Genomic DNA, 21,075 nt, shown 5'->3' with positions numbered 1-21,075 from the left:
ATGCCAGCGTATGCACCTTCACCCAAGGTTGTGACATAGCTGTTCACCGCCGTGGTGTTCGCAACCGTTCCTTTAACCCGTCCCCCCCCGATGCCGGCGTTTGCAAGCAAACTCACGGTTTCGACCGTGCTGTTCACCGCCGTGGTGTTGGCAACCTTTCCTCCAGCATTAACCCGCCCCCCCCGATGCCGGCGTCTGCATCCTTACCCGAGGTGACAATATGAACATTTTCCGCCCGGATATTACTGACTGTGCCATTAACATCAACAACACAGGCTGCTAACCCGGTCGTCTTCCGGGAATTTGTTATATTGGCACAAGTAAAGTGAAGGTCACGGATGCTGCCTTCCAGAGTGTTAACAAAACAGTCAGACAGGCCGCTGATGGTACGGCACTGCCCATAGTACTTCCCGGTGAATGGATGGGTATCATTGCCAATGGATTGATAGTCTTTAGTGACAACAATATCCGCTGTCTGTTGGTAGGTACCGTTCAGTGGATAGTCGGGATGTCGGCCAATCTTGCCCAGGGTTTCTGCATCATTAATCTCTATGGATTTTGATCCATCGGCAATGGGTTTCGAATTCGCATACTGAAAAGAGCTGGCCAGCGTGCCAAGGGCAAGCAGTCCTTTGGTTCCCTGACTCCCTTGATAGCGGGCCGTGGATGTCTGTTGAAGGGGGACGTCTTTCGAGCCGGGTTCTTTTTCCTGAGCCTCTTCCCGGATTTCTTTTGATGTCTGTGGTAATTCCGGTTTTGCATCCGGCCCGGGCAAACCGCTCCCGGACCAGGCATCAGCAATATCTTTCACCATGAAAAGAATGGAACTCGGTGGCAGGATAGTTGCTGTGGCCAGTCGAACAAGATCTTCCACTGCTCTGCGGGAGTTGAAACCAAGGCAAGGATCTTCCGTTGGAATCAATGATTTCGCAAATGCTTTAGCAACAGCAACGCCATGGCCGAGCCAGGAATGTTCGTTGCCATTTCCTGAACATTGAGAAGCGCTGTCGCAAATTGGTTGCTGAATGGGGTGCTGAGCGGGTTGCTGAATCATAAACAGGGCTCTTAATGTTGTAACGCATAACAGCAAATTAGAGAGCACAAAAAATTACCGGGCACTCTCTTATTCGAAAATGCAGTGTCGTAAAAGTTCCCGGTTCATTTTTTTATTTAAGGGTACGTGCTGAAGGCGTCGTGTTATTTTTACAAATGAATGGCGGTATATATTAGAACGATTGTAAGACCAATGGACATTAGTGAAAAACTTTTTAATCACTATCCAGAGTTTGCATAGAATACGCAGCCAATATCAGCATTTAAAAATGGCCTGGAAATGGCAGCCTGGCTTGGACTGGTAACCAAACAGCAGTCTACCGGTGGCGTACCCACCTTGCCGGAGATCAGTAAACGGGGCGATACCTACCTGCGAACCCTGCTGATACACGGTGGCAGAACCGTTGGCAGGGTGGCCAATAAACACGACGATCGACGTAATAACTGGATTAAAGAGCTTGATCAGCGCAGGGGCAAGAATATATCAGCAGTGGCTGTTGCCAATAAAAACGCTGGCATTGCCCGGGCTGTGTTAACCAGGAAAGAGCCGTACAAGGCAGCAGCATGAGCATAGTAATTAAACTATTAAACATTTGACGTTAGACAAGAAAAGCAAAAGCGGTTAATCAGTGTAAGAAGCCTGCAACGAGTTGCGCGGATAAAGTTCAAATGATGGCATAAAAGGTAAGGCCTGCACTCCCTTGAACCTGACCAGGGCCAGGGCCCGTAGAGGCCGAAGACCTGATGAGGTGGGAGTGAGCGGATTCCATCAGGGCCAGAGGCATTGAGACCTCACCCCAAAGGCAGGATTCTTTATTAATAGAGTGGAAGCATTACTCTTTAGTCATGATGGAAAACTTATCCTTGCAAAGCGGGGCGGACCATATATGACGCTGGTTCCGTCGGCCAATAAAACCATAACCTTGACGCCTCTGCGTATTCTGGCGAGCGTGAACACCTATTCTGGTTAGCGTGAACACCTCCAAGCCCTTAACCCGGATATTTCATAAACGTGCTCCCGTAGAGGCAAAGCAGGTTTTACCGTTTGCTTATCCGGAGGACAGTGACCTATACCTTCTTACTTTTAGATTGCTGACTGTTCACTCAGGTTGAGACAGGCTCATTCGGGACGGTAAATATTCCTTCAGCTTGAAGACTGAAAGTGGGAGAGCCATTAAAAATTTTACTGGAACTATGGTTTGTTTCAATTGAATTAGAAGTCAGTGTTAATTCACCGGAGTTTCCAGCTGAATGGATTGACTTGAGATACTGCTTTTTTGCGATATTCGCTTGCTTTGAAGCTTCTTCCTTGTTGGCGGTTTGCCTTTTGATTCTGTCGTAAGTATTCCTATAGATTCTTTGCCCCTCTGCAAAGACGGGATCTTTGCGACGCTCCCTTTGGTACTCCCTTTGGTACTCCCTTTGGCGCTCTGCGAAAGCGAGATCAGTCTTGTAGCGCTCCCTTATGCGCTCCCTTTCGCGATCTGCGAAAGCGGGATCTGTCTTGTAGCGCTCCTTGTGGTACTCCCTGTGGTACTTCCTTTGGCGCTCTGCGAAAGCGGGATCTGTCTTGTAGCGCTCCTTTTTGCGCTTCCTTTCGCGCTCTGCGAAAGAGGGATCTTTGCGACGCTCCCTTCGGTACTCCCTTTGGTACTCCCTTTGGCGCTCTGCGAAAGCGGGATCTTTGCGACGCTCCCTTCGGCGCTCCCTTCGGCGCTCCAACCGAGAGGCTTTGTTGTCAGTTATTTTTTCTGGTGGGTTTGAAACAGACTTATTACTCAAGTTATCAGCATGAATTATCGGACTGAGTTGCTCCATCACGTTAGAATACTGATGGCTGTTATTAACAGAGTGAGAGCCACCTTCACCAGCCATACTCCAAACTCGCACAATTTTTATTTCTGATTCAGTGCCACTATCAGCTTTCTGAAATGTTTCTGGTCTTACGGATAATTCAGAGGGCTCATCCAGGCAGGTTTCTTTAGAATCAAGAATAGTGATTGACATTTGTTTAATTCTTGAATCATCGAATCGGTTATGGAGTCTATCCCCATCGGGTAGGGAGGTGTTATTGATTGGGGCCGTTTGTTCCACTTTCTGACCGAATGCTATAGCATTTTTTTGTGTATAGCGATTGGAAAGTGACTTACCGCCGGGCATAAAAGCATCATATGCGGTGAGAAAATTCGAATAACAGCCTTGTAAGTTACAATCTGGATCAGTCATAAATTCATAAATTCATTAAGTTATTGAATCACAGCTTAAGACTCCCACTTGGTTACACAAGTTCCTTCCCAGCCATTCCCGCTGAATATACGCCTATGAGCGTATAATAAATATCAAGCACACTATGTTCACAGTACACAAAAAGCGGCCTCCACTCTTGGTGGCTATTTGATGATCAAAAAACTGGAAGAAATAGAGGTGTTTTTATTTTTTGTAACCTCGCAGGGCGCGAAAATCACTAAGTCCGTGAAAAAAAATTACGGATTCTGCCATAACCCAGGCAGGGTCAGCACTTAGTTCACACACAGGGAAGGAATATCGAAACTTTTTAGAAAAAATCAAGTCCATGGATTGATAAGTAGTAAAAGCGGTCTCAGGAAACTCCGAAAAGGTACATTTTATGGAATCAACTGGTTCTTGCACTGATCATTATTTATGCCCCAATCAAGATGATAACATGTGTAAATGTTCCAGCTTTACATGTGGAGTATTCTGTTGTACTTCCAGTGGGTTTGTCAGCATGGAGCTGACAAAAACTTATACTGCAATGTTTGTCGGCTTTGGGGTGGGGGCAGCAGTAGGCGTTGCAACAGGCACTTCAGCAGTGGCGACATATGTTGCCTGTTGTCGCAAGAATGCGAACGATACCAATGCCGTTGATCATGGTCACCGCGAAACGTCCATTGATTCCAGAGTGGTCAGAGCACAGCCGCTTTGTAACTCGATTAATGTCACTGGGGGTATTCATGCTCCGTGCCCGTCTTCAGCCCCTTCGGACTCACCTGTACAGTTTTCCCAGACTATCCTTCATGTTCCCGGAATCACTGGTGAGTCGACCGAAACATTCAGTGAAGTCGTACGAAATAATAGTAGCACTACAACATTTCGATACCCTCAGGAGCCTCCACCACCGTACTCCCATGAACCACCACCATACACCCAGGAACCGCCACCACTATACTCACCATATCCAAAACCCCATACTCCATAGGAAGCTCCGCAACAGTAAGCTGTCTTGTGTGGAAGCCGGTACTTTGGTTCATTGATAATAAGGTTGCCCTGCATTTCAGTTTGACAGCGGTTGGTCATAACCGTCGTCTCTCCGTTACTAAAAACCTGTCACAATCATTGTTATTCAGGTTTATCTACATCGACGACACCACTGCATAACCCCGCTGCTGTCATACCCGCCTCAGTTATCAAATTGAGAGAGCACCCCTATTATGAGCCGTCATCCTATATTTAATTCTATAGAAGAAGGAAATCTGGATGCTTTGAAAAGTTGTGTCACCACTGAGTTGTTAAATACTCTACGATCATCTCAACATGACCAAACTCCCTTGATGGAAGCTGTTTTCCGTGGAAAGATTGATATCGCAGAGTATCTGATAGGTTGTGGTGCTGAGGTTAACTCAAAATCGGGTATTTATCATTCAACACCAGTATGGAGGGCCGTTTTTGATGGAGATCTACCAATGGTTAAATTACTTGTACAGTATGGGGCAGATGTCAGTGAACCTGATAAAGATGGCCAAACCCCACTGGATAAAGCTTATATTAAAGGGTGGAATAGTATTATTGAAATATTATTAATGCATGATGCAAAGAGAGGTGATGAATTAACGCAGTTAAGTAGCTGACCATATGAAATCATATATAATTTTCAAACCAGTCATTATTATTAAACCCTCAGAGAATAATAATCACTGACTATGAGAACTGCTCCAAAAATTAAATTAAGCGCACAGGAAGAAAAAGATATTAAACAGCTATCGACGTCCAATACGACCACAGTTCGCATTGCTCGCTGCTCAAAAATCATACTTCTGGCTGCACAAGGTAAAACCAATCTTCAGATTGTTAGAGGCTATGAATATTGGTCGAAATCAAGTTAGCCGCTGTCGCAGTCGTTATGTGGTGGGTTCTGCCATTGAAAAAGACCTGCCTCGAGGAGGTCGTCGTCAGACTATAGATGCCGTTGAAATTGTCCGATTGACAACTCAAACACTGCCTGATAATGCCACTCATTGGAGCACTCGCTCCATGGCTGCTGTCAGTGGCGTAAGTGAAGCCAGCGTTCGACGAATCTGGAAGGCAAATGGCCTCAAGCCTCACCTTGAAAAGACATTCAAAGTCTCTCGTGACCCGAACTTTGTGGAAAAGTTGGAGGATATTGTTGGGCTGTAGCTATTAGATGATTCGGTGAGTTAATGGCTCACAGGGCTTGCAGGCTCAGGTTTTTCTTCAGTGTTCGTCATGGGGTTACAGTCTCCAGTTACCATATCCGCCAGCTCGATTACCTCCGGTTCGCCATAGCTACGGGCGGGTTCATGCTCGGTCAATACATGGTACACAGGGCATTGTTGATCAGGTTCTTCTTCAGTGCTCAGCGTGGGGTTGCAGTCTCCAGTTACCATACCCGCCAGGTCGATTTCCACCTGTTCGGGATAGCTATCGGTGGAATCATGCTTGGTCAATACATGGTACTCAGGGAAGGCAGGGCGTTGTTGGTCAGGTTCTTCTTCGCTCACCATAGGGTTGCTGTCTGCGGTTACCTTTCCGGTCTGCTCGATTACCACCGATTCGCCAGAACGACAGGCGGATGCATATCCGATCAGTTCCTGGTACAAAGGGCTGTCTGGGCGTTGTTGGTCAGGTTTTTTTTCAGTGCTCTTTCTGGAAATGCTGCCCCCTGCTGCGGTGTTCCCCGGTATGTCAAACAACGGTTGGTAATGTCTCTGAGGGGGAGTGGGCAGAGGTCTGTCTGACAGCTGGTAATGGCTCCGAGGAAGAGTAGACAGCGGTATGCCACTCCGGGGTCGGCCTTCGGGGTGCATCGGCATGGGTTCCTCACGGTTCCGGCCAGCCTGAGTCGATAATCTTTGACGATAATAGCGGTAGGCGCATAACCCGGTCCCGGCCAGCACAAAAAGTACCACACCCAGAGAGACGCCCAGGGCGATATAGGCTACGACGGTAGTATTTAGAGATCCTGCTAACGGTGTTTGTCTGGTAAATCTGGCAGGATCCGAGGTGGAAAAGGTCATTGATGGTACTTTAGTGTAATCGTTTGGGGCCGTTGACATTGTGACAGAACCTGGGCTGGAAAAGTTCATGCCTGATGTGGTGGCCCCGGTTGTTGGGGGTATTGTTGTGGCAGAAGCTGGGCTGGAAAAGATCGTAGTCATAGTGGTACCTTTGGGTCCCGTCTCCAGGATTGCGGGCGGTAGAAGGGCATTGGCACCGTATAATGTATTAATACCATCATAATTAACGGCCTGGCACTTCGGTGTTACCAGTCGTTGGTCAATTTTTGCACAGTAATCCCTATCCCCATAACGACATACCCAGGGTATGTCTTGTTGCCGCTCATCATTGATATGGACATTGCAAATAAGTGGTTTCATCCCTCCTACCGTGATATTCGCATTGGAATTTTTATTAACACTACTTGTAACGTTGGTGCCAATCGCCAAGGTGCCGCAGACATTTGCCTTTCCACTGCTGCGTCCTGCGTCAATACCGGCATCTGCATCAGGTCCTTCTGTGACAACCTTACAGTCCAGTGCGGTCGTGAGATCAATAATTCCTGTACTTTGATGATCTCCCGCACCAATACCGGCAAATGCTTCGCGACCGCTGGTTTTCACCTTGCACCTTACTGCCGTCGTGTCGGTAATATTTCCTGTTCCTTCATTCAACCCCACCCCAATACCGGCGCTTGCCTGTTTTTTGCCGGTTGTTACCTTACAGTCCACCGCTTTCGTGTGGCTAACAGTACCGTCTTTCGATACTCCCGCCCCAATACCGGCATTTGCAGAGGCATGGGAGGTTGTCACATGGCATTCCACCGCAGCCGTGTTGGTAACAGTTCCTTTATACTGATTTCCTGCCCCAATGCCTGCATCTGCATTTCTTCCCAGTGTTTTAACATGACAGTCCACCGCAGTTGTGTTGGTAACGATTCCTTCAAACGAAAAACCCGCACCAACACCAGCACTCATATCTGCTGTATCTGTTTCAACAATACAGTTTACCGCAGCCGTGTTAGCAACAGCTCCATTACGCAGAGATCCCACACCAATACCGGCAAATGCATTGTGACCGGAGGCTTTCACCGTGCAATTCACCGCGGCCGTGTTGGTTAGGGTTCCTCCTTCGACTCGGCCCACGCCAATAGCTGCGTGTCCACTGTTTGTGGTGACTTCAGCACGCGCAACCTGAATATTACTCACCATGGCGTCGCCTGATATTTCACAAGCCGCTACCCCGGTAGACGCTGATGACGTTATATTGGCATCACTAAGGGTCAGGTTATCGATACGGCCGCCCTCAAGGTTTTCTACCAGGCAGCGGGTGAGATAGCCAACGGTATGACCCTGACCGTTCAGCTGGCCGGTAAACGGAAGGGTTTTGTTACCAATGGATCGGGTTAACTGCCCACCATCAATATCCCTGGTCAGCCGATATTTTCTGCTGCATGATTCCGTATTATTGCAGATATTGCCAAGGGTTCCTTCATCCGCCACATCAACCCAGTCGTCGGTGCCAGGGTTGGATACAGATGATGCGCCGACAGCGGAAAATCCGGCCAGGGCCCCCAGTGCCAGGGACGTCTTTGGCAACTGGCCAAACCGTTGCGTGTTGGTAACGGATTTAGTTGTTTTTTGTCGTGTATTTTGTGGGGCTTTGCTGGTTTTTTCTTTATCTTTATCTTTATCTTTATCTTTATCTTTGGCGTTTTCCGGGGCCCCGTCCTGCCTATTTTCCCTGTGCGTGCCAGGCTCGGCACGGGCAGTGAATGCATTAAACTGATCCCAGGCGTACTGGCCCGCAGTGGAGATGCTGGGAAGATTGCCCAGGATACTACTGATTTCCGGGGACATGCCGCCACAGGCTGATACCACACGTCCTGCCAGTGCGGTGATCTGCAGGAAATTACCCAGGCCATCAATGCCCTGAGGATCACTGCCTGCTGCACCGGGCACTGGCGGCCGGGAATTTGTCGGATCAAAGTTGGGGTTCAGCGACCGGACAAACGCACTGACCCCGACACCCAACCTTCCCCAACGGCCCTCCAGTTCTGTGGCCGGGGTTGTTACAGGTTGCGGGTCGTTGGCAGTACCTGTCGTGGGTACGCTTGTTTCTTCTATCAAAATCAATACCTTATAACAATGTTGTTTGTGTTGATATTAATCCACTGTCTTACATATCAAACGACCATAACCATAAGTAAACAGGTTAGGATAATTAAACTATTTCTGACGGATAACTGGTGTTGCTGTTTGCAGGTTAATAGGGAGAAATATAGTGGCCAGTTTTTTGGCAGTGGTAAGAATAGTTTGAATTAGATGCGCTTTTTTTTACTATAAGAATGCAGTTTCTCTTTGACTGTTGGCATTTACAGGATTCGCTTTCATAACCGGTCAGTAAATATTCTCAGACATTAAGCGTCTACTTCCAGCTTCGGGAAGCTAAAGACGAAACCACGAAGAGCAGAAAGAAGAAAAGCAGGGGCTGGTCTTTCATTTTGCAATATCTTTTTCTTATTAGTATAAACAACAAGTGTCAATCCTAATCAGGCCCCGAAGAGGCCGAAGACCTGATGAGGTGGGAGTGAGCGGATTCCATCAGAGCCAGAAGCATTGAGACCTCACCGCAAAGGCCGGTCTCTTTAGTCATGATGGAAAACTTATCCTTGCAAAGGGGCGGACCATATATGACCCCAGCTTTCAGTTTTCTTCCAGTGTCGTCTTGTTAGTGGCCATAACAGATCCTTATGCTTCATTGACAAAAATAGTAAATAGTTTGTGGTAGGGAGGAACTTTTATGAGAAGACGTAGTCTTAGGATTAATTCAATAATCCAGTAATTCAATGAATCACTCCTGTAAGTTACCTTCATTCGATGTTGCTTTTTCTGATCTTTATTCCGTTACATTGGATATCATAAACCAATCCTTCGAACCTGATGCCAGCAAACTATCGCAGGTGTATCAAGGCATGTCTGGTCAGGCACTGGACTCTCCTTTTCCTGTTTACAATAGACAATCAGATATACCCCAAAATGAAACAGGTATTCTTAAATCGTTGGGTGAATACGATATTGTATCTCTGGCAGACTTCAATGCAGAAGACTCTTTTGGAACGGATATTCATGAGATACCAAAATCAGTTCTTGATAAATATGCACCTTGGAATTCTGATAATAAAATCATTAATAATGAAATATCGTCAATACCAGATTTTCCCTTTGCTCAGCAGGTATGTTTATCGGTTAGCGAGCCTGATCCAATACCTGCCAGGCATTTGAATCCAGATGATCAGTTAACTCATCTTCATGCCGTACGGTTTAACCAACAAGATTTACCACCAGTTACTTTTGTTAACCCGATAAACCTGAACCAAACGACAAGTGATAAGCAAACGACCCTACAGGAAGAAATTGCTGATAGTTTCCTTGTTGAGCACCAAAGGGAGCGAATGCAAGAACCCGAAAAAAGAAAGCTGGTAAATCAGCAAAGAAGGAAGCGGTATAGTGAATTGATGAAAGACCCTGAAAAAAGAAAGCTGAATAGTCAGCGCCAAAGGGAGCGGTATAATGAAAGAATGAAGGACCCCGAAAAAAGAAAGCTGATAAATCAACGCCAAAGAGAGCAAAGACAAGACCCCGAAAAAAGAAAGCTGATAAATCAACGCCAAAGGGAGCTAAGGCAAGATCCCGAAAAAAGAAAGCTGCTAAATCAGCGCCAAAGGGAGCGGTATCATGAAAGAGTGAAGGACCCCATACAAAGAAAGCTGGTAAATCAGCGCCAAAAGGAGCGAATGAAAGACCCCGAAAAAAGAAAGCTGAAAAATCAGCAACAAAGGGAGCGAAGGAAAGACCCTGAAAAAAGACAGCTGGAAAATCAACGCCAAAGGGAGCTAAGGCAAGATCCCGAAAAAAGAAAGCTGAAAAATCAGCAAAACCGGCGTCCATTAGGTCTTGAATCTTGAATCCATTCAAAAGAAAGACCTAAGGACTGATGCGTTGGCATGCATATGTTTCGACGCAGGTCAGTTTCCGAAGGAAGCCGACTCGTGACCCAACCGCCGTGCACTTTTCAACACTGGAATTGTCGGCGGGGAAAAGACCGCCGGCTCCCCTGAACGGGGAACCGACCTACGGTTTATAAATCCGCTAATCTCTTGCCATATCACTGTACAGGTTGTGTCCGGCGTATAGGTGGCATGAATCTGTACTGGGCTCTTCTAAGGAACTGCCCGTACCAGTCGCGTGGATGCTAAGGGAGACTCCCAAGTGGCCAAAACCACAAGGGGCGTATTCCACCTGGGCCAGAAGCATTGTAACCTCACCCCAAAGGCCGGTCTCTTTATTAAGAGAGTGGAAGCATTACTCTTTAATCATGATGGAAAACTTTTCCTTGCAATGCGGGGCGGACCATATATGCCCCCGGTTTTTATATTCAGGTATCAGACACCTGCATTATTAATTACCAAAGGCTGAAGCCGAAGCCCGGTAAACCCAGAGAGGTTGAGCCAGAAGTCAGCCTATAGGCACCGGACGCTACCTCCGAGGTTGATCTACCACTGACGATTTGAGAGATAGCATGAGTACATGAGTAGTAGGGGTGAATGGAGCTAAAATTGTCGATGCTTGGCAATGGAGAAGAAGAGTGCAGTCTTGGCTGGGACTGAACTGGTGCGGTGCGGCTGGAACCAGTTCCCGGGTAAGGCGGAGGTGCTGTGCGGCTGGGTCCAGTTCCCGGGTAAGGCGGAGGTGCTGTGCGGCTGGGTCCAGTTCCCGGGTAAGGCGGAGGTGCTGTGCGGCTGGGTCCAGTTCCCGGGTAAGGCGGAGGTTCTGCCGATGGTGGCTCCTGTTCCTGTTGCTGCCTGACAGGAAGGGGGGCCAGTTCGGTACAGGTGGAAATCTCTCGATTACGAAGCTTAATGTAATCGCAGTCATCTGAGCAGCAATTTACACAAAGACCCATGGCACAAGAAAAGCAAGCGCCAACAGACATGCCGAGGAAGACACCACCGACAGTACTGCTGATGGTGCTTACAGTATTGTAGGCTATAACACCACCAAGAGCAGCACCTCCAGCGGAAGCAATCGAGGTAGTGATGCCACACGCACAGGAATCTTGTTTAATTCGCTCACAATCAAGGGTGTAGTCACATAACCGGTGGGCTGCTGGCTGTGTTGTCACCGTCGTACAATTAGGGATATTCATATGCCTTATTATCCTCAGATTATTCGTTACTTCCGGCCCAAAATTTTTATTAGCAATAATACTGGCTGCGGGCAGACATAATTTTCCGACTTAATTATTTCCAAAAAGTTCCTCCTGAATTACCACAATACAAGATAATGTCCTATGGTGAATGATCGGAAGCAACTTGCTGGAATTTCCTTATTAATGTGCCCAATTGGCAGGCTCATCAAACCAAAAATCGTAAGTGCCAATACCAATAACTAAAACCAATAAAACCAACAATAATGGGTCAAGTCTTGAATCTTGAATCCATTCAAAAGAAAGCCCTAACCCAGTTTCGGGCTCCTTGGTTTTGCGTCAAAAAGAAAGACCTGCCCCCAACTTTTTAAGCTTTTTATCCCAGCTTTCTTGCCAGCAGTTTTCTGCCAGTGTCGTCTTGTTAGTGGCCATAACAGATCCTTATGCTTCATTGACAAAAATAGTAAATAGTTTGTGGCAGGGAGGAACTTTTATAAGAAGACGTAGTCTTAGGATTAATTCAATAATCCAGTAATTCAATGAATCACTCCAGTAAGTTTCGTTCATTCGATGTTGCTTTTTCTGATCTTTATTCCGGTACATTGGATATCATAAACCAATCCTGTGAACCTGATGCCAGCAAACTATCGCAGGTGTATCAAGGCATGTCTGGTCAGGCACTGAACTCTCCTTTTCCTGTTTACAATAGACAATCAGATATACCCCAAAATGAAACAGGTATTCTTAAATCGTTGGGTGAATACGATATTGTATCTCTGGCAGACTTCAATGCAGAAAACTCTTTTGGAACGGATATTCATGAGATACCAAAATCAGTTCTTGATAAATATGTGCCTTGGAATTCTGATGATGAAATCATTAATAATGAAATATCGTCAATACCAGATTTTCCCCTTGCTCAGCAGGTATGTTTATCGGCTAGCGAGCCTGATCCAATACCTGCCAGGCATTTGAATCCAGATGATCAGTCAACTCATCTTCATGCCGTACGGTTTAACCGACAAGATTTACCACCAGTTACTTTTGTTAACCCGATAAACCTGAACCAAACGACAGGTGATAAACAAACGACCCTACAGGAAGAAATTGCTGATAGTTTCCTTGTTGAGCACCAAAGGGAGCGAATGCAAGAACCCGAAAAAACAAAGCTGTTAAATCAGCAAAGAAGGAAGCGGTATAGTGAAATGATGAAAGACCCTGAAAAAAGAAAGCTGAATAGTCAGCGCCAAAGGGAGCGGTATCATGAAAGAATGAAGGACCCCGAAAAAAGAAAGCTGATAAATCAACGCCAAAGGGAGCGAAGGCAAGATCCCGAAAAAAGAAAGCTGGATAATCAGCGCCAAAGGGAGCGGTATCATGAAAGAATGAAGGACCCCATACAAAGAAAGCTGTTGAATCAGCACAAAAAGGAGCGAATGAAAGACCCCAAAAAAAGAAAGCTGGAAAATCAGCAAAACCGGCGTCCATTAGGTCTTGAATCTTGAATCCATTCAAAAGAAAGACCTAAGCCAGTTTCAGCTACCCTGGTTTGTGCGTCAAGAAAGATCTAAGGACTGATGCGTTGGCATGCATATGTTTCGACGCAGGTCAGTTTCCGAAGGAAGCCGACTCGTGAACCAACCGCCGTGCACTTCTCAACACTGGAATTGTCGGCGGGGAAAAGACCGTCGGCTCCCCTGAACGGGGAACCGACCTACGGTTTATAAATCCGCTAATCTCTTGCCATATCAGCCCTCGCAGATCCAACATCAGAAAATCAGGGTCAAAAATCAGGATCAGGTCTTTCATTGTGCGTGTGCCATAGCACGACTTTAGGAGTTCAAAGGATGAAGTCCTGAAGAGCGTGGAAGCTATGGAAGAGAGGGTGGTAGACCCAGCGAAGTCCGCTGTCGGAAGCTGGCTTCAAACTACCACATGCGGCTGCCATTAAGAGTGGTGGTCGTGAGCAATGAGGAAAAGTCAGGCTCGACCTGGCATGTGTGGTACAGAGAGATGAGTAAACCCGAACCACTGTTGAGGCGTCGTAAAAGACTTCTCTGACATCAAAACCGGGGGCCGCACAATCGGATAAATCTGCAAGTGAATTCTGAATGCTGTACAGGTTGTGTCCGGCGTATAGGTGGCATGAATCTGTACTGGGCTCTTCTATGGAACTGCCCGAATCAGTCGCGTGGATGCTAAGGGAGACTCCCAAGTGGCCAAAACCACAAGGGGCGTATCCACCTGGGCCAGAAGCATTGTAACCTCCCCCCAAAGGCCGGTCTCTTTATTAAGAGAGTGGAAGCATTACTCTTTAATCATGATGGAAAACTTTCCCTTGCAAAGTGGGGCGGACCATATATGCCCCCGGTTCTCCGTGGGATTCGTTAAAACACCGCAACCTGCCCCCCCCCAAAGCACTCAGGCAGTGCCTGTAAACCAGTCATCACCGGTTGCCCCTGCCCGTAAGGATAAGCAGTCTTAAAGCACACCATCACCTCAATATTCAGTGTTTGTCCTGTTTTTGAATAGCAATCAATTGAAGGATTTTGAAGACGCACTCGATGAACGCTCAAACTGCGAATGACATTGATCAATGATCTGATTTTGCAAATGTGCTCACCTCAGTCGATATAGTTCGTCATGCACTAGAACAGAAAAAAAAATCATGGAAAAAAACAACCTGATTGGCAGCATTTTTTTGGTCACGGGAACCACTGTTGGAGCCGGGATGATTGCGCTGCCGGTAACCACAGGCACTTACGGGTTTGCAGCGACCCTCTTTATGTTTATCGCCGTCTGGCTTGCTTCACTGGGCATCGCCTTCTCTATGCTGGAAGCTAACCTCCAGCACAAAGAGGGTGCCAACCTTATCACGATGATCTCGGTCACTCTGGGGCGACCCGGAGAGATAATAGGGTGGGGAAGCTGCTTATTATTTCTATATTGCATTCTTGCTGCTTATTTGTCTGGCCTGGGGGAGTTAACAGGCTACTCCTTGTCATATATTCTTCCTCTTGACGTTAACAAGACTACATCCGTTGTCGTGATTACGGCTATTGCTTCTGGCTTAATATATTCAGGCATAAGAATGTCAGAAAACATCAATCGCGTTTTTGTGATCGGAATTTTGCTGATATTTATCTCTCTTGCCTTCATTTCCATGCCTTATGTGGAGGCTGACAGGCTGGAAATAACAACATTCAACCCGCCATTCTTATCATTACCGGTTATTTTTGCCTCTTTTGGCTATCTGGTCATAGTGCCGACCTTGCGAAGCTATCTACACAGTGACGTGAGAAAAATAAAGATTGCCTGTGTGGTTGGTAGCCTTATACCACTGATCATGTATATTTTATGGGCAACGATTGTCATTGGTGTAATACCTGTTAATGGTGACAACGGTATAGAAAGCATTCTGTACTCCGGTGACCCATCAACAGGCATTTTACGGGCCATGGCAGAGTTCACAGACAATGGCAATGTTGTACTGATATTCAAGGCATTCTTTTTTTTAGCCATTGCCACGTCATTAATTGGTGTATCCCTGGGAACATTTGATCTTATCTCGGATGGCTTGCAGGCCAACAATATCAAACCCGGCAAGCTTACCCTGACTTTACTGACTTTTGCGCCACCTGCTCTGATAGTCATATTGCTGGACACTGTATTTTTAACGGCACTTGGTTATGCCGCAATATTTTCTGCTGTTGTCTTTGGCATCATTCCGGCCGTACTGCCCTGGGCCGGAAGAAACAAGGGTATCAAAAGCAGTTATCAGTTACCTGGCGGAAAAATAGCTTTCACTTTAATTATTATCTTTTCCATTGCGGTGATAATCGCTGAGCTATACAGCATGAATGATGCATAACTTCAAAAGGATATGATTATGAAAAATAATGTTATTAAAGACCTGGTAAAACTTTGCAAGTACGCCGGTGGCCGCTTCGACCTTGTTCAGGCTGGCGGGGGGAATGCCGGGGCTAAAGTGGATACAGGCAAACTGCTGGTCTCTCAGGGAGTGGGCTGCGTCCTTTCAGAAACGGAATCGAATCATGGTTATGTAACCGTTGACAGTGAAAAAATACTGAACGTTTTAGATAACAACGACCTGTTGAAAAAATACAGCCTGAAAGAGAGTGTTAAAATAGCCAATCAATCGGTCAGGGAAGCTAATGAGTTGCCGGATATAAAACCCACCGCCGAAGTGTTTCTTCATGCCCTCCTCCCTTTTAAATACACCCTGCATTTGCATCCTGTCATTATCAATGCCCTATTGATACATCGTGATGCCCAAAACATCATATCAAACCTGTACCCGGATGCCGGTTTTGTCGGGTATGCCGCCCCCGGGCTGGAAGTGTCCATTCTTTTCGCCCAGTACATGCAAAGCCTCACAGGCAAAGAGAAGCCGCATCTCTACTTTATGAAAAATCATGGCATTATGGTTGGTCATGATACTGTCGAAGGATTAATGGCCATTGTTGAAAACATGATGGCCATTGCTGAAAAATACTTTGCAGTTGATTACAGCCACATGAAAAATGCGACAAAAATTGCTGAGCTCTATAGCGCAATAACTGGCATTCAGTGCATAGCTCACTGTTCCAACGACCAAACCATCAACCAAGTGTACCGTGATGACAAAGAGGCCTTTTTCTTTACTCCCTGTTATCCTGATCAATATGTGTATAATGCGGTTATGCCGGTGGAGTTGAACGAGTTATCGGCTCAGGAGATTGTGGATTTTAAAATCCATAATAATAATTTTCTGCCAGGTGTCGTGGTGTACCAGGATAACATCTACTTTGTGTCTACCAATTTAAAAATCACCCATGAGATGGAAGAAGTTTTCAGATCTCACCTGTTAATTGTTACCCTGAACAAACAAAACAGAAAAAAAATAGATACATTAGACAACAGCTTACACAATATTCTATTTTCGGTTAATCCGTTAAACCGATATCATTAGTGCAACTGATTCTTGATTAACCAGTAAGAAGACAAGACATCCATTTTTCTGAGTCAAAAATGGGTGTCTTTTTTGAAGCGAGTGAAGCGAGGGTCAGGTCTTGATTCCTGAATAAAGTCAAGGAAAACGAAAAGACAGGGTCAGCCTTTGTATTTGCAAGACCTGACAATGTTTATTTGTATTTGAAATATCTAGCTGTGTTTAGTGCCTTGCATATCAAGAATATTCTGTATCCGGGAATCCAGTTGTTGTTTTAATTCCTGATAATCTTTATTACCTTTTGTCACGGAAAGTACATTGTCGAGAACTTCGTGGCCATAGTTTATTATCTTTTGTAGTTTTTTGGCCGAAGTAATGACTCTATTCTCAGCGAATGAAATACATTCCGGGACTTGATAAGGAGTGATATTTGATCTGATGTCAGGCAGCAGCCCGGCAGCGCCATGAAGGGTAGATTCCAGAATATGCCCTGGATCCTGTTTGCATTCCAGTATGCGTTCCAGTTGGTCGAATCTGGATCTGAATTGCTTCAGGGCCTGTGCTACTGATTCATCAGTAATCGTTTGTGATGATTCCATAATGCTGTCAAAGCCAAATTTCAATGCCTCACTCCAGGCCCTCAGATCGCTGATGATTTGTTTTGCAGAGAGGGTTTTCTCGCCGTTCTCAATAGCCGATAGTTCCAAGCCTACAAAAACAGTAGACATTGGGATATCACTTACCTCACGGACGATATCGACATAATTTGTTGCTAATTTCGCAAGTTCTTTCATATTCTCCTGTAATTGACCCAGCCTTTGTTGTTCTGATAGCTGGCCTGTGTTGACCAAAGGCTCCGACTGTGAGTTTGACCGGCCTGCTTCCTGAGCTACGGGTGTCTGAGTGTCCTTTGGGTCAGGCCGTGGCGTTGTAGTCTGAGCATGTAAGTCACCAGCAGGACTATGAGTCACTGTCCTGCTGGTAATTTTTCTGTTCAGAGCTTGTGTTAGCCCGGATTCAGGAAAAGCGTTGATGTAATTCTCGGCCTCGACGACTGAGATGGTCCTGGAATGGCCAGAGAAACAGAAAACAGCGAACAGGGCGCTCAGCAATCCATCGGTTTGGTAATTGTATTGAATGTTTTCAAGCCAGCTCAGCTGGACAGAGGTAGATGGCACCATACAGTAATTTCCATAGCGTTAGTTATTTTTGAAGGCTGTCTTTTAATTGACCATTAAGAACAGAGTAAGTTCATTTTTAACGACAGATCCTACGTACAATATTCTGTCCATTTTGGTTCCTGGATTTTTTTGTTTTGTATACTTACTCCAGTGTTAGTGAGTTTTCGTCCAAAAACGCAAACGTCTGAAAATCTCAGAAAACGGAATCAGGTTTTGATTCTTGAATAAAGTCAAGGAAAACAAAAAGCCAGGGTCAGGCCTTTGTATTTGAACACATTCAAGATTCGAGACCTGACACTGTTTCTTTTTGGAATAATTTTTACAAGATACCCGGAAGCACTGGATTTAATGGGTCGACTTTCTGCTTATCTACCCATTGTTTCAGGTCTTCGCTGGTTTCGATGCCCGGCAAACTGGTAACGGTCTGCACCCAGATTAGGCCACCAACCCACGCAAAAGCTTCCGTTGGTACCCCATCTTTTACACACGTATATTCACTTTCCGTTGTGCATGCCAGGGGATTAATACCACTGGTAATTCGTTCGTTGGCCTCAGGCTCATCTTCTTGAGTCGGCATAGAGAACCCCCTGGAGGTTTCTCCAGTTGCCTTACTCTGTAGCACGTCAGCTGATTCGCCTCCACGGAAGTTGCCTCCACGATAGGTGCCTCCACGATAGGTGCCTCCACGAGAGCTGGCCCCACCAAACAGGCTTCCGAAATCAAACAGTTCTCTGGGCTCCAACATATTTGACACCCTTGCTTCTCGCTCCAAAGCATCCCTGGACTGTTTCAACAAGGTAAACCCGAAGGGAATGGCCAGTCCGGCCTCGCTGGACATGGCCGTTTTGCGGTCAACGCCCATGGCTTCCAGTATGGGTGCCACTTGTTGAATGCCAATGTTGTGCCTTTCTGACTCATTGTGACCTCGTCCATGGGAAAAAAGTGCACTCGAAGACGATGGCCGTTCCCCTCCAAACCCTGATACCTGATGAAGGGCAAAGCCGACATGATGAAAGCCAGCACCTTGCTGCAGTCCTTTGGGCATACGCAGCGCCACACTGAGGGGAATCAGTTTATCCAGCCCCCGGGGCCAGAACTTCGACAGATACCTCCTTTTGATTGTGCTGTGCAGATCCACAGTGAATTCAGCACCTTCCAGTGCCTTTTCACTACTGGCGCACAGATACACCTGAACGATGGGTACATTTGTATCCTCTTTGCCATAATCCCCGATACCCGCAAGCTGCAAACGTTCCTGAACCTCAGCAGGAAATTTATCCAGCGTTAGCCATGAAACGCTGACAACAGGCTGAATGTCCCGGTTGTTACCGACAACACTCACGCCAATACCGGCCGTTGATACGAAATCGTCGCGAAATACGTTCACTGAGGTCATCCGGACCTGCTTTGCGAGGGAAGTTAACCGCTCCCCTCTGGCCACTGTAGTCGTCTTCGGCAGTGTACACTGGCCACTCATACGCGTCAGGATTTGAGCCATGTTGTTCATGGCAGTCCGGGCTCCGGAAGGGTCCAGGGAGTAACGCCCAAGCTGACTGGCAAACATTTCAAGGCCTTTGTTACATCGCTGCTGTTCAGGGAGTTCACTTGCCCGGCTCCCCGCCATGGCAACGTCATAGGCAGGGGGCGCTGATGGGGCTGGATTCACCGGTGGATAATGAAGGGCTTGTTGCTCCCTGGGGAGCTGCTGAAAAACATCAGGATTCATTGCCTGGCCGGTGGTGCCACCATCACCAGGAGGGAATCCCTCACTTAAAGGAAGACCAGCGGACATGCCGGGTAATACATGCCCACCGGCTTCCTGCTCCCGCTTATGCACATTGATTTCATCGATCAGGCAATCAATCCCCATGCTCAAACAGCTGTTAGGTTCCCGGATAAGCTTACAAAATTTTGTGGCTTCAGACCCTTCAACACCCTCCCCAAGATTAAGGAATTCCCCCTGGATGTGCTTGAGCAGCCCGGTAATCAACTGGCGCTTTTCGCCGCCCTCACAACGGGACTGTTTAATATTGACAAACCCTGAATCCCTGAGCTGTTCTTTCAGTATACTGAGTTTGAAGTCAGGATCCGGTATTGCTGCCGTGCAGATTTTTTTAGCGATGTCCTGAACCTCCTCTACTGTCCTGTTTTGCAGGAATTTAGCAAGATCCATGGTCGTTATATTACTGCGTTCAATTCGCCTGACTGCCTGGCTGCCAACGGGTTGTGGTGGCAATGGATTTTGGGCAGCGGATGGTAAGTTAGAATTGGTAATATACATAATCGATCAGCTCATAATAAAAATTTCCCTTATTAGATTGCCTGGCTGGCTAAAAGTTCAATAAGTAATGGTTGGCTGTTGAAACATTTGAGGAAATGCGGAACTTTTTATCGAAAAGAGTGATCAATCAGAAATTGAGTAATTAGTCAGTTGTAATTTCACAATTCAACAAACCACAGGTTAATTTTCAAATGGACAGAGTTCTTGCAGACTCAAAAGCAGTATTTTACTCTGATCACCCTTGCCAACAGGTTCTTTCATAAAATCCCATACCTACTGAAGATTCGAGTTTACAGCCACGCCTGGCTGGCTACTCTGCACAAATATCCACTTCAACCCGTGAAAGTTACCTGAAGCAGGTAGTAACTATCCAGAAGACATCATCTTCTCCCCTTTCAATCGATGATTTTTCAATATCCAATTCACCAGCTACTACTAATGATTTACGACTTCCTCAGGCAACTGATCCTTCTGTCTCTGGTGAATCTGAAAACGTTACGCTTGAAAAGGTGCGCGTTAAGTTTAAAAAAGATTTGCGCATTTCTCCAACACTCAGGGAGATCGAAGCCAGATTCCTCCAAACCGAAAAAGGCAAGGCATGGAAAGCTGACAAAAAAGCATTTCAAAAGTCCTATATAAAATCGATGTATAAGGAAATGAGGGAGAAGGAGAGTCGGCAGCTAATCCAGACAAAATTGAATCATCTCCCCCCGGACATGTTGAATAGAACCTAATAATCCCGATAAGGTCAAAAAAAACAAAAGCGAGGGTCAGGCATTTGTATTTGAACACATTCAAGATTCAAGACCTGACACTGTTTCTTGACACTGTTTCTTCGACACTGTTTCTTCTGTTTCTTGGTCGGATAGGGTTTCCAGTGTTCGCCACCGGTTCACCACGGTTATCGTCAGAGTCAGTCCCATGTTCGGTCAGTACATGGTACACAGGGCTGCCTGGTCGGATGGGGTTTCCAGTGTTTGCCACCGGTTCACCACGGTTATCGTCAGAGTCAGTCCCATGCTCGGTCAGTACATGGTACACAGGGCTGCCTGGTCGGATGGGGTTTCCAGTGTTTGCCACCGGTTCACCACGGTTATCGTCAGAGTCAGTCCCATGTTCGGTCAGTACATGGTACACAGGGCTGCCTG

18 protein-coding genes are annotated in these 21,075 nt (G+C 46.4%); 7 read left to right on the top strand and 11 right to left on the bottom strand.

Going from position 1 to position 21,075, the window contains the following annotated elements; genetic code table 11:
- Positions 1 to 133 precede the first annotated feature (133 nt).
- Complete coding sequence (locus tag J7439_RS23085; protein ID WP_209204408.1) at positions 134 to 1,054, bottom strand: hypothetical protein; 921 nt, start codon at positions 1,052 to 1,054, stop codon at positions 134 to 136.
- Positions 1,055 to 1,306: 252 nt separating this feature from the next.
- On the opposite strand from J7439_RS23085, the gene J7439_RS23080 reads away from it, so the two are divergent.
- A complete protein-coding gene (locus J7439_RS23080) occupies positions 1,307 to 1,621 on the top strand; it encodes a transposase (protein WP_353623111.1) in 315 nt (104 codons plus the stop codon).
- 536 nt (positions 1,622 to 2,157) lie between these two features.
- Here J7439_RS23080 and J7439_RS23075 read toward each other — a convergent pair.
- From J7439_RS23075 to J7439_RS23065, 3 genes are all read right to left on the bottom strand, one after another.
- Positions 2,158 to 3,060 (bottom strand): hypothetical protein, encoded by a 903-nt coding sequence (locus tag J7439_RS23075; protein WP_209204407.1) that lies wholly within the window; start codon positions 3,058 to 3,060, stop codon positions 2,158 to 2,160.
- 817 nt (positions 3,061 to 3,877) lie between these two features.
- Positions 3,878 to 4,027 (bottom strand): hypothetical protein, encoded by a 150-nt coding sequence (locus tag J7439_RS23070; protein WP_209204406.1) that lies wholly within the window; start codon positions 4,025 to 4,027, stop codon positions 3,878 to 3,880.
- 127 nt (positions 4,028 to 4,154) lie between these two features.
- Entirely contained in the window at positions 4,155 to 4,322 is a 168-nt protein-coding gene (locus J7439_RS23065; protein ID WP_209204405.1) for a hypothetical protein, read from the bottom strand.
- A 180-nt stretch (positions 4,323 to 4,502) separates the two neighbouring features.
- On the opposite strand from J7439_RS23065, the gene J7439_RS23060 reads away from it, so the two are divergent.
- Together J7439_RS23060 and J7439_RS27600 are read left to right on the top strand one after the other, a co-directional pair.
- Positions 4,503 to 4,919 (top strand): ankyrin repeat domain-containing protein, encoded by a 417-nt coding sequence (locus tag J7439_RS23060; protein WP_209204404.1) that lies wholly within the window; start codon positions 4,503 to 4,505, stop codon positions 4,917 to 4,919.
- Positions 4,920 to 5,148: 229 nt separating this feature from the next.
- Positions 5,149 to 5,466, top strand: a complete 318-nt coding sequence (locus tag J7439_RS27600) for a helix-turn-helix domain-containing protein (RefSeq protein WP_209204403.1) — start codon at positions 5,149 to 5,151, stop codon at positions 5,464 to 5,466.
- Between the two features lie 20 nt (positions 5,467 to 5,486).
- Here J7439_RS27600 and J7439_RS23050 read toward each other — a convergent pair whose 3' ends face one another.
- The 4 genes from J7439_RS23050 to J7439_RS23035 all read right to left on the bottom strand — a co-directional run bounded on the left by J7439_RS23050 (position 5,487) and on the right by J7439_RS23035 (position 13,002).
- Positions 5,487 to 8,435, bottom strand: a complete 2,949-nt coding sequence (locus J7439_RS23050) for a M26 family metallopeptidase (protein ID WP_209204402.1) — start codon at positions 8,433 to 8,435, stop codon at positions 5,487 to 5,489.
- Positions 8,436 to 9,662: 1,227 nt separating this feature from the next.
- A complete protein-coding gene (locus J7439_RS23045; RefSeq protein WP_209204401.1) occupies positions 9,663 to 10,256 on the bottom strand; it encodes a hypothetical protein in 594 nt (197 codons plus the stop codon).
- Positions 10,257 to 10,770: 514 nt separating this feature from the next.
- A complete protein-coding gene (locus J7439_RS23040) occupies positions 10,771 to 11,514 on the bottom strand; it encodes a hypothetical protein (protein ID WP_209204400.1) in 744 nt (247 codons plus the stop codon).
- A gap of 1,047 nt (positions 11,515 to 12,561) precedes the next feature.
- Positions 12,562 to 13,002: a hypothetical protein gene (locus tag J7439_RS23035; RefSeq protein WP_209204399.1), complete on the bottom strand. Its 441-nt coding sequence runs from the start codon at positions 13,000 to 13,002 to the stop codon at positions 12,562 to 12,564.
- A 727-nt stretch (positions 13,003 to 13,729) separates the two neighbouring features.
- On the opposite strand from J7439_RS23035, the gene J7439_RS23030 reads away from it, so the two are divergent.
- The 3 genes from J7439_RS23030 to J7439_RS23020 all read left to right on the top strand — a co-directional run bounded on the left by J7439_RS23030 (position 13,730) and on the right by J7439_RS23020 (position 16,486).
- A complete protein-coding gene (locus J7439_RS23030; RefSeq protein WP_209204398.1) occupies positions 13,730 to 13,999 on the top strand; it encodes a hypothetical protein in 270 nt (89 codons plus the stop codon).
- Positions 14,000 to 14,182: 183 nt separating this feature from the next.
- On the top strand, positions 14,183 to 15,385 hold the full coding sequence (locus J7439_RS23025) for an amino acid permease (RefSeq protein WP_209204397.1): 1,203 nt from the start codon (positions 14,183 to 14,185) through the stop codon (positions 15,383 to 15,385).
- 18 nt (positions 15,386 to 15,403) lie between these two features.
- Positions 15,404 to 16,486, top strand: coding sequence for a class II aldolase/adducin family protein (locus tag J7439_RS23020; protein WP_209204396.1), 1,083 nt, complete (start codon positions 15,404 to 15,406; stop codon positions 16,484 to 16,486).
- 191 nt (positions 16,487 to 16,677) lie between these two features.
- On the opposite strand, the gene J7439_RS23015 is transcribed toward J7439_RS23020, so the two are convergent.
- Complete coding sequence (locus J7439_RS23015) at positions 16,678 to 17,259, bottom strand: hypothetical protein (RefSeq protein ID WP_209204395.1); 582 nt, start codon at positions 17,257 to 17,259, stop codon at positions 16,678 to 16,680.
- 276 nt (positions 17,260 to 17,535) lie between these two features.
- On the opposite strand from J7439_RS23015, the gene J7439_RS23010 reads away from it, so the two are divergent.
- The gene (locus tag J7439_RS23010; RefSeq protein ID WP_209204394.1) at positions 17,536 to 17,703 is read left to right on the top strand and encodes a hypothetical protein; all 168 of its coding nucleotides are present in this window, start codon (positions 17,536 to 17,538) and stop codon (positions 17,701 to 17,703) included.
- A 262-nt stretch (positions 17,704 to 17,965) separates the two neighbouring features.
- Here the strand turns inward: J7439_RS23010 and J7439_RS23005 are convergent, their stop codons facing one another.
- A complete protein-coding gene (locus J7439_RS23005) occupies positions 17,966 to 19,927 on the bottom strand; it encodes a hypothetical protein (protein ID WP_209204393.1) in 1,962 nt (653 codons plus the stop codon).
- Between the two features lie 801 nt (positions 19,928 to 20,728).
- Positions 20,729 to 21,075: hypothetical protein (locus tag J7439_RS23000; RefSeq protein WP_209204392.1), on the bottom strand; the 347-nt coding region annotated here is incomplete at its 5' end.

Source organism: Salinisphaera sp. G21_0, assembly GCF_017744115.1.
Taxonomy (GTDB): Bacteria; Pseudomonadota; Gammaproteobacteria; order Pseudomonadales; family Endozoicomonadaceae; genus Endozoicomonas.
The sequence above is the reverse complement of the archived record's forward strand: the minus strand, read 5'-3'. Positions and strand labels throughout refer to the sequence as shown.

Bases quoted from the DNA above. Each gene is read 5' to 3' on its own strand.
- J7439_RS23070 (WP_209204406.1), bottom strand. From the start codon at position 4,027: ATGAATACCCCCAGTGACATTAATCGAGTTACAAAGCGGCTGTGCTCT.
- J7439_RS23035 (WP_209204399.1), bottom strand. From the start codon at position 13,002: ATGGACGCCGGTTTTGCTGATTTTCCAGCTTTCTTTTTTTGGGGTCTT.
- J7439_RS23040 (WP_209204400.1), bottom strand. From the start codon at position 11,514: ATGAATATCCCTAATTGTACGACGGTGACAACACAGCCAGCAGCCCAC.
- J7439_RS23065 (WP_209204405.1), bottom strand. From the start codon at position 4,322: ATGAACCAAAGTACCGGCTTCCACACAAGACAGCTTACTGTTGCGGAG.
- J7439_RS23060 (WP_209204404.1), top strand. From the start codon at position 4,503: ATGAGCCGTCATCCTATATTTAATTCTATAGAAGAAGGAAATCTGGAT.
- J7439_RS23045 (WP_209204401.1), bottom strand. From the start codon at position 10,256: ATGGACGCCGGTTTTGCTGATTTTTCAGCTTTCTTTTTTCGGGATCTT.
- J7439_RS23025 (WP_209204397.1), top strand. From the start codon at position 14,183: ATGGAAAAAAACAACCTGATTGGCAGCATTTTTTTGGTCACGGGAACC.
- J7439_RS23015 (WP_209204395.1), bottom strand. From the start codon at position 17,259: ATGAAAGAACTTGCGAAATTAGCAACAAATTATGTCGATATCGTCCGT.
- J7439_RS23010 (WP_209204394.1), top strand. From the start codon at position 17,536: ATGGCCAGAGAAACAGAAAACAGCGAACAGGGCGCTCAGCAATCCATC.
- J7439_RS23085 (WP_209204408.1), bottom strand. From the start codon at position 1,054: ATGATTCAGCAACCCGCTCAGCACCCCATTCAGCAACCAATTTGCGAC.
- J7439_RS23005 (WP_209204393.1), bottom strand. From the start codon at position 19,927: ATGTATATTACCAATTCTAACTTACCATCCGCTGCCCAAAATCCATTG.
- J7439_RS23075 (WP_209204407.1), bottom strand. From the start codon at position 3,060: ATGTCAATCACTATTCTTGATTCTAAAGAAACCTGCCTGGATGAGCCC.
- J7439_RS27600 (WP_209204403.1), top strand. From the start codon at position 5,149: ATGAATATTGGTCGAAATCAAGTTAGCCGCTGTCGCAGTCGTTATGTG.
- J7439_RS23020 (WP_209204396.1), top strand. From the start codon at position 15,404: ATGAAAAATAATGTTATTAAAGACCTGGTAAAACTTTGCAAGTACGCC.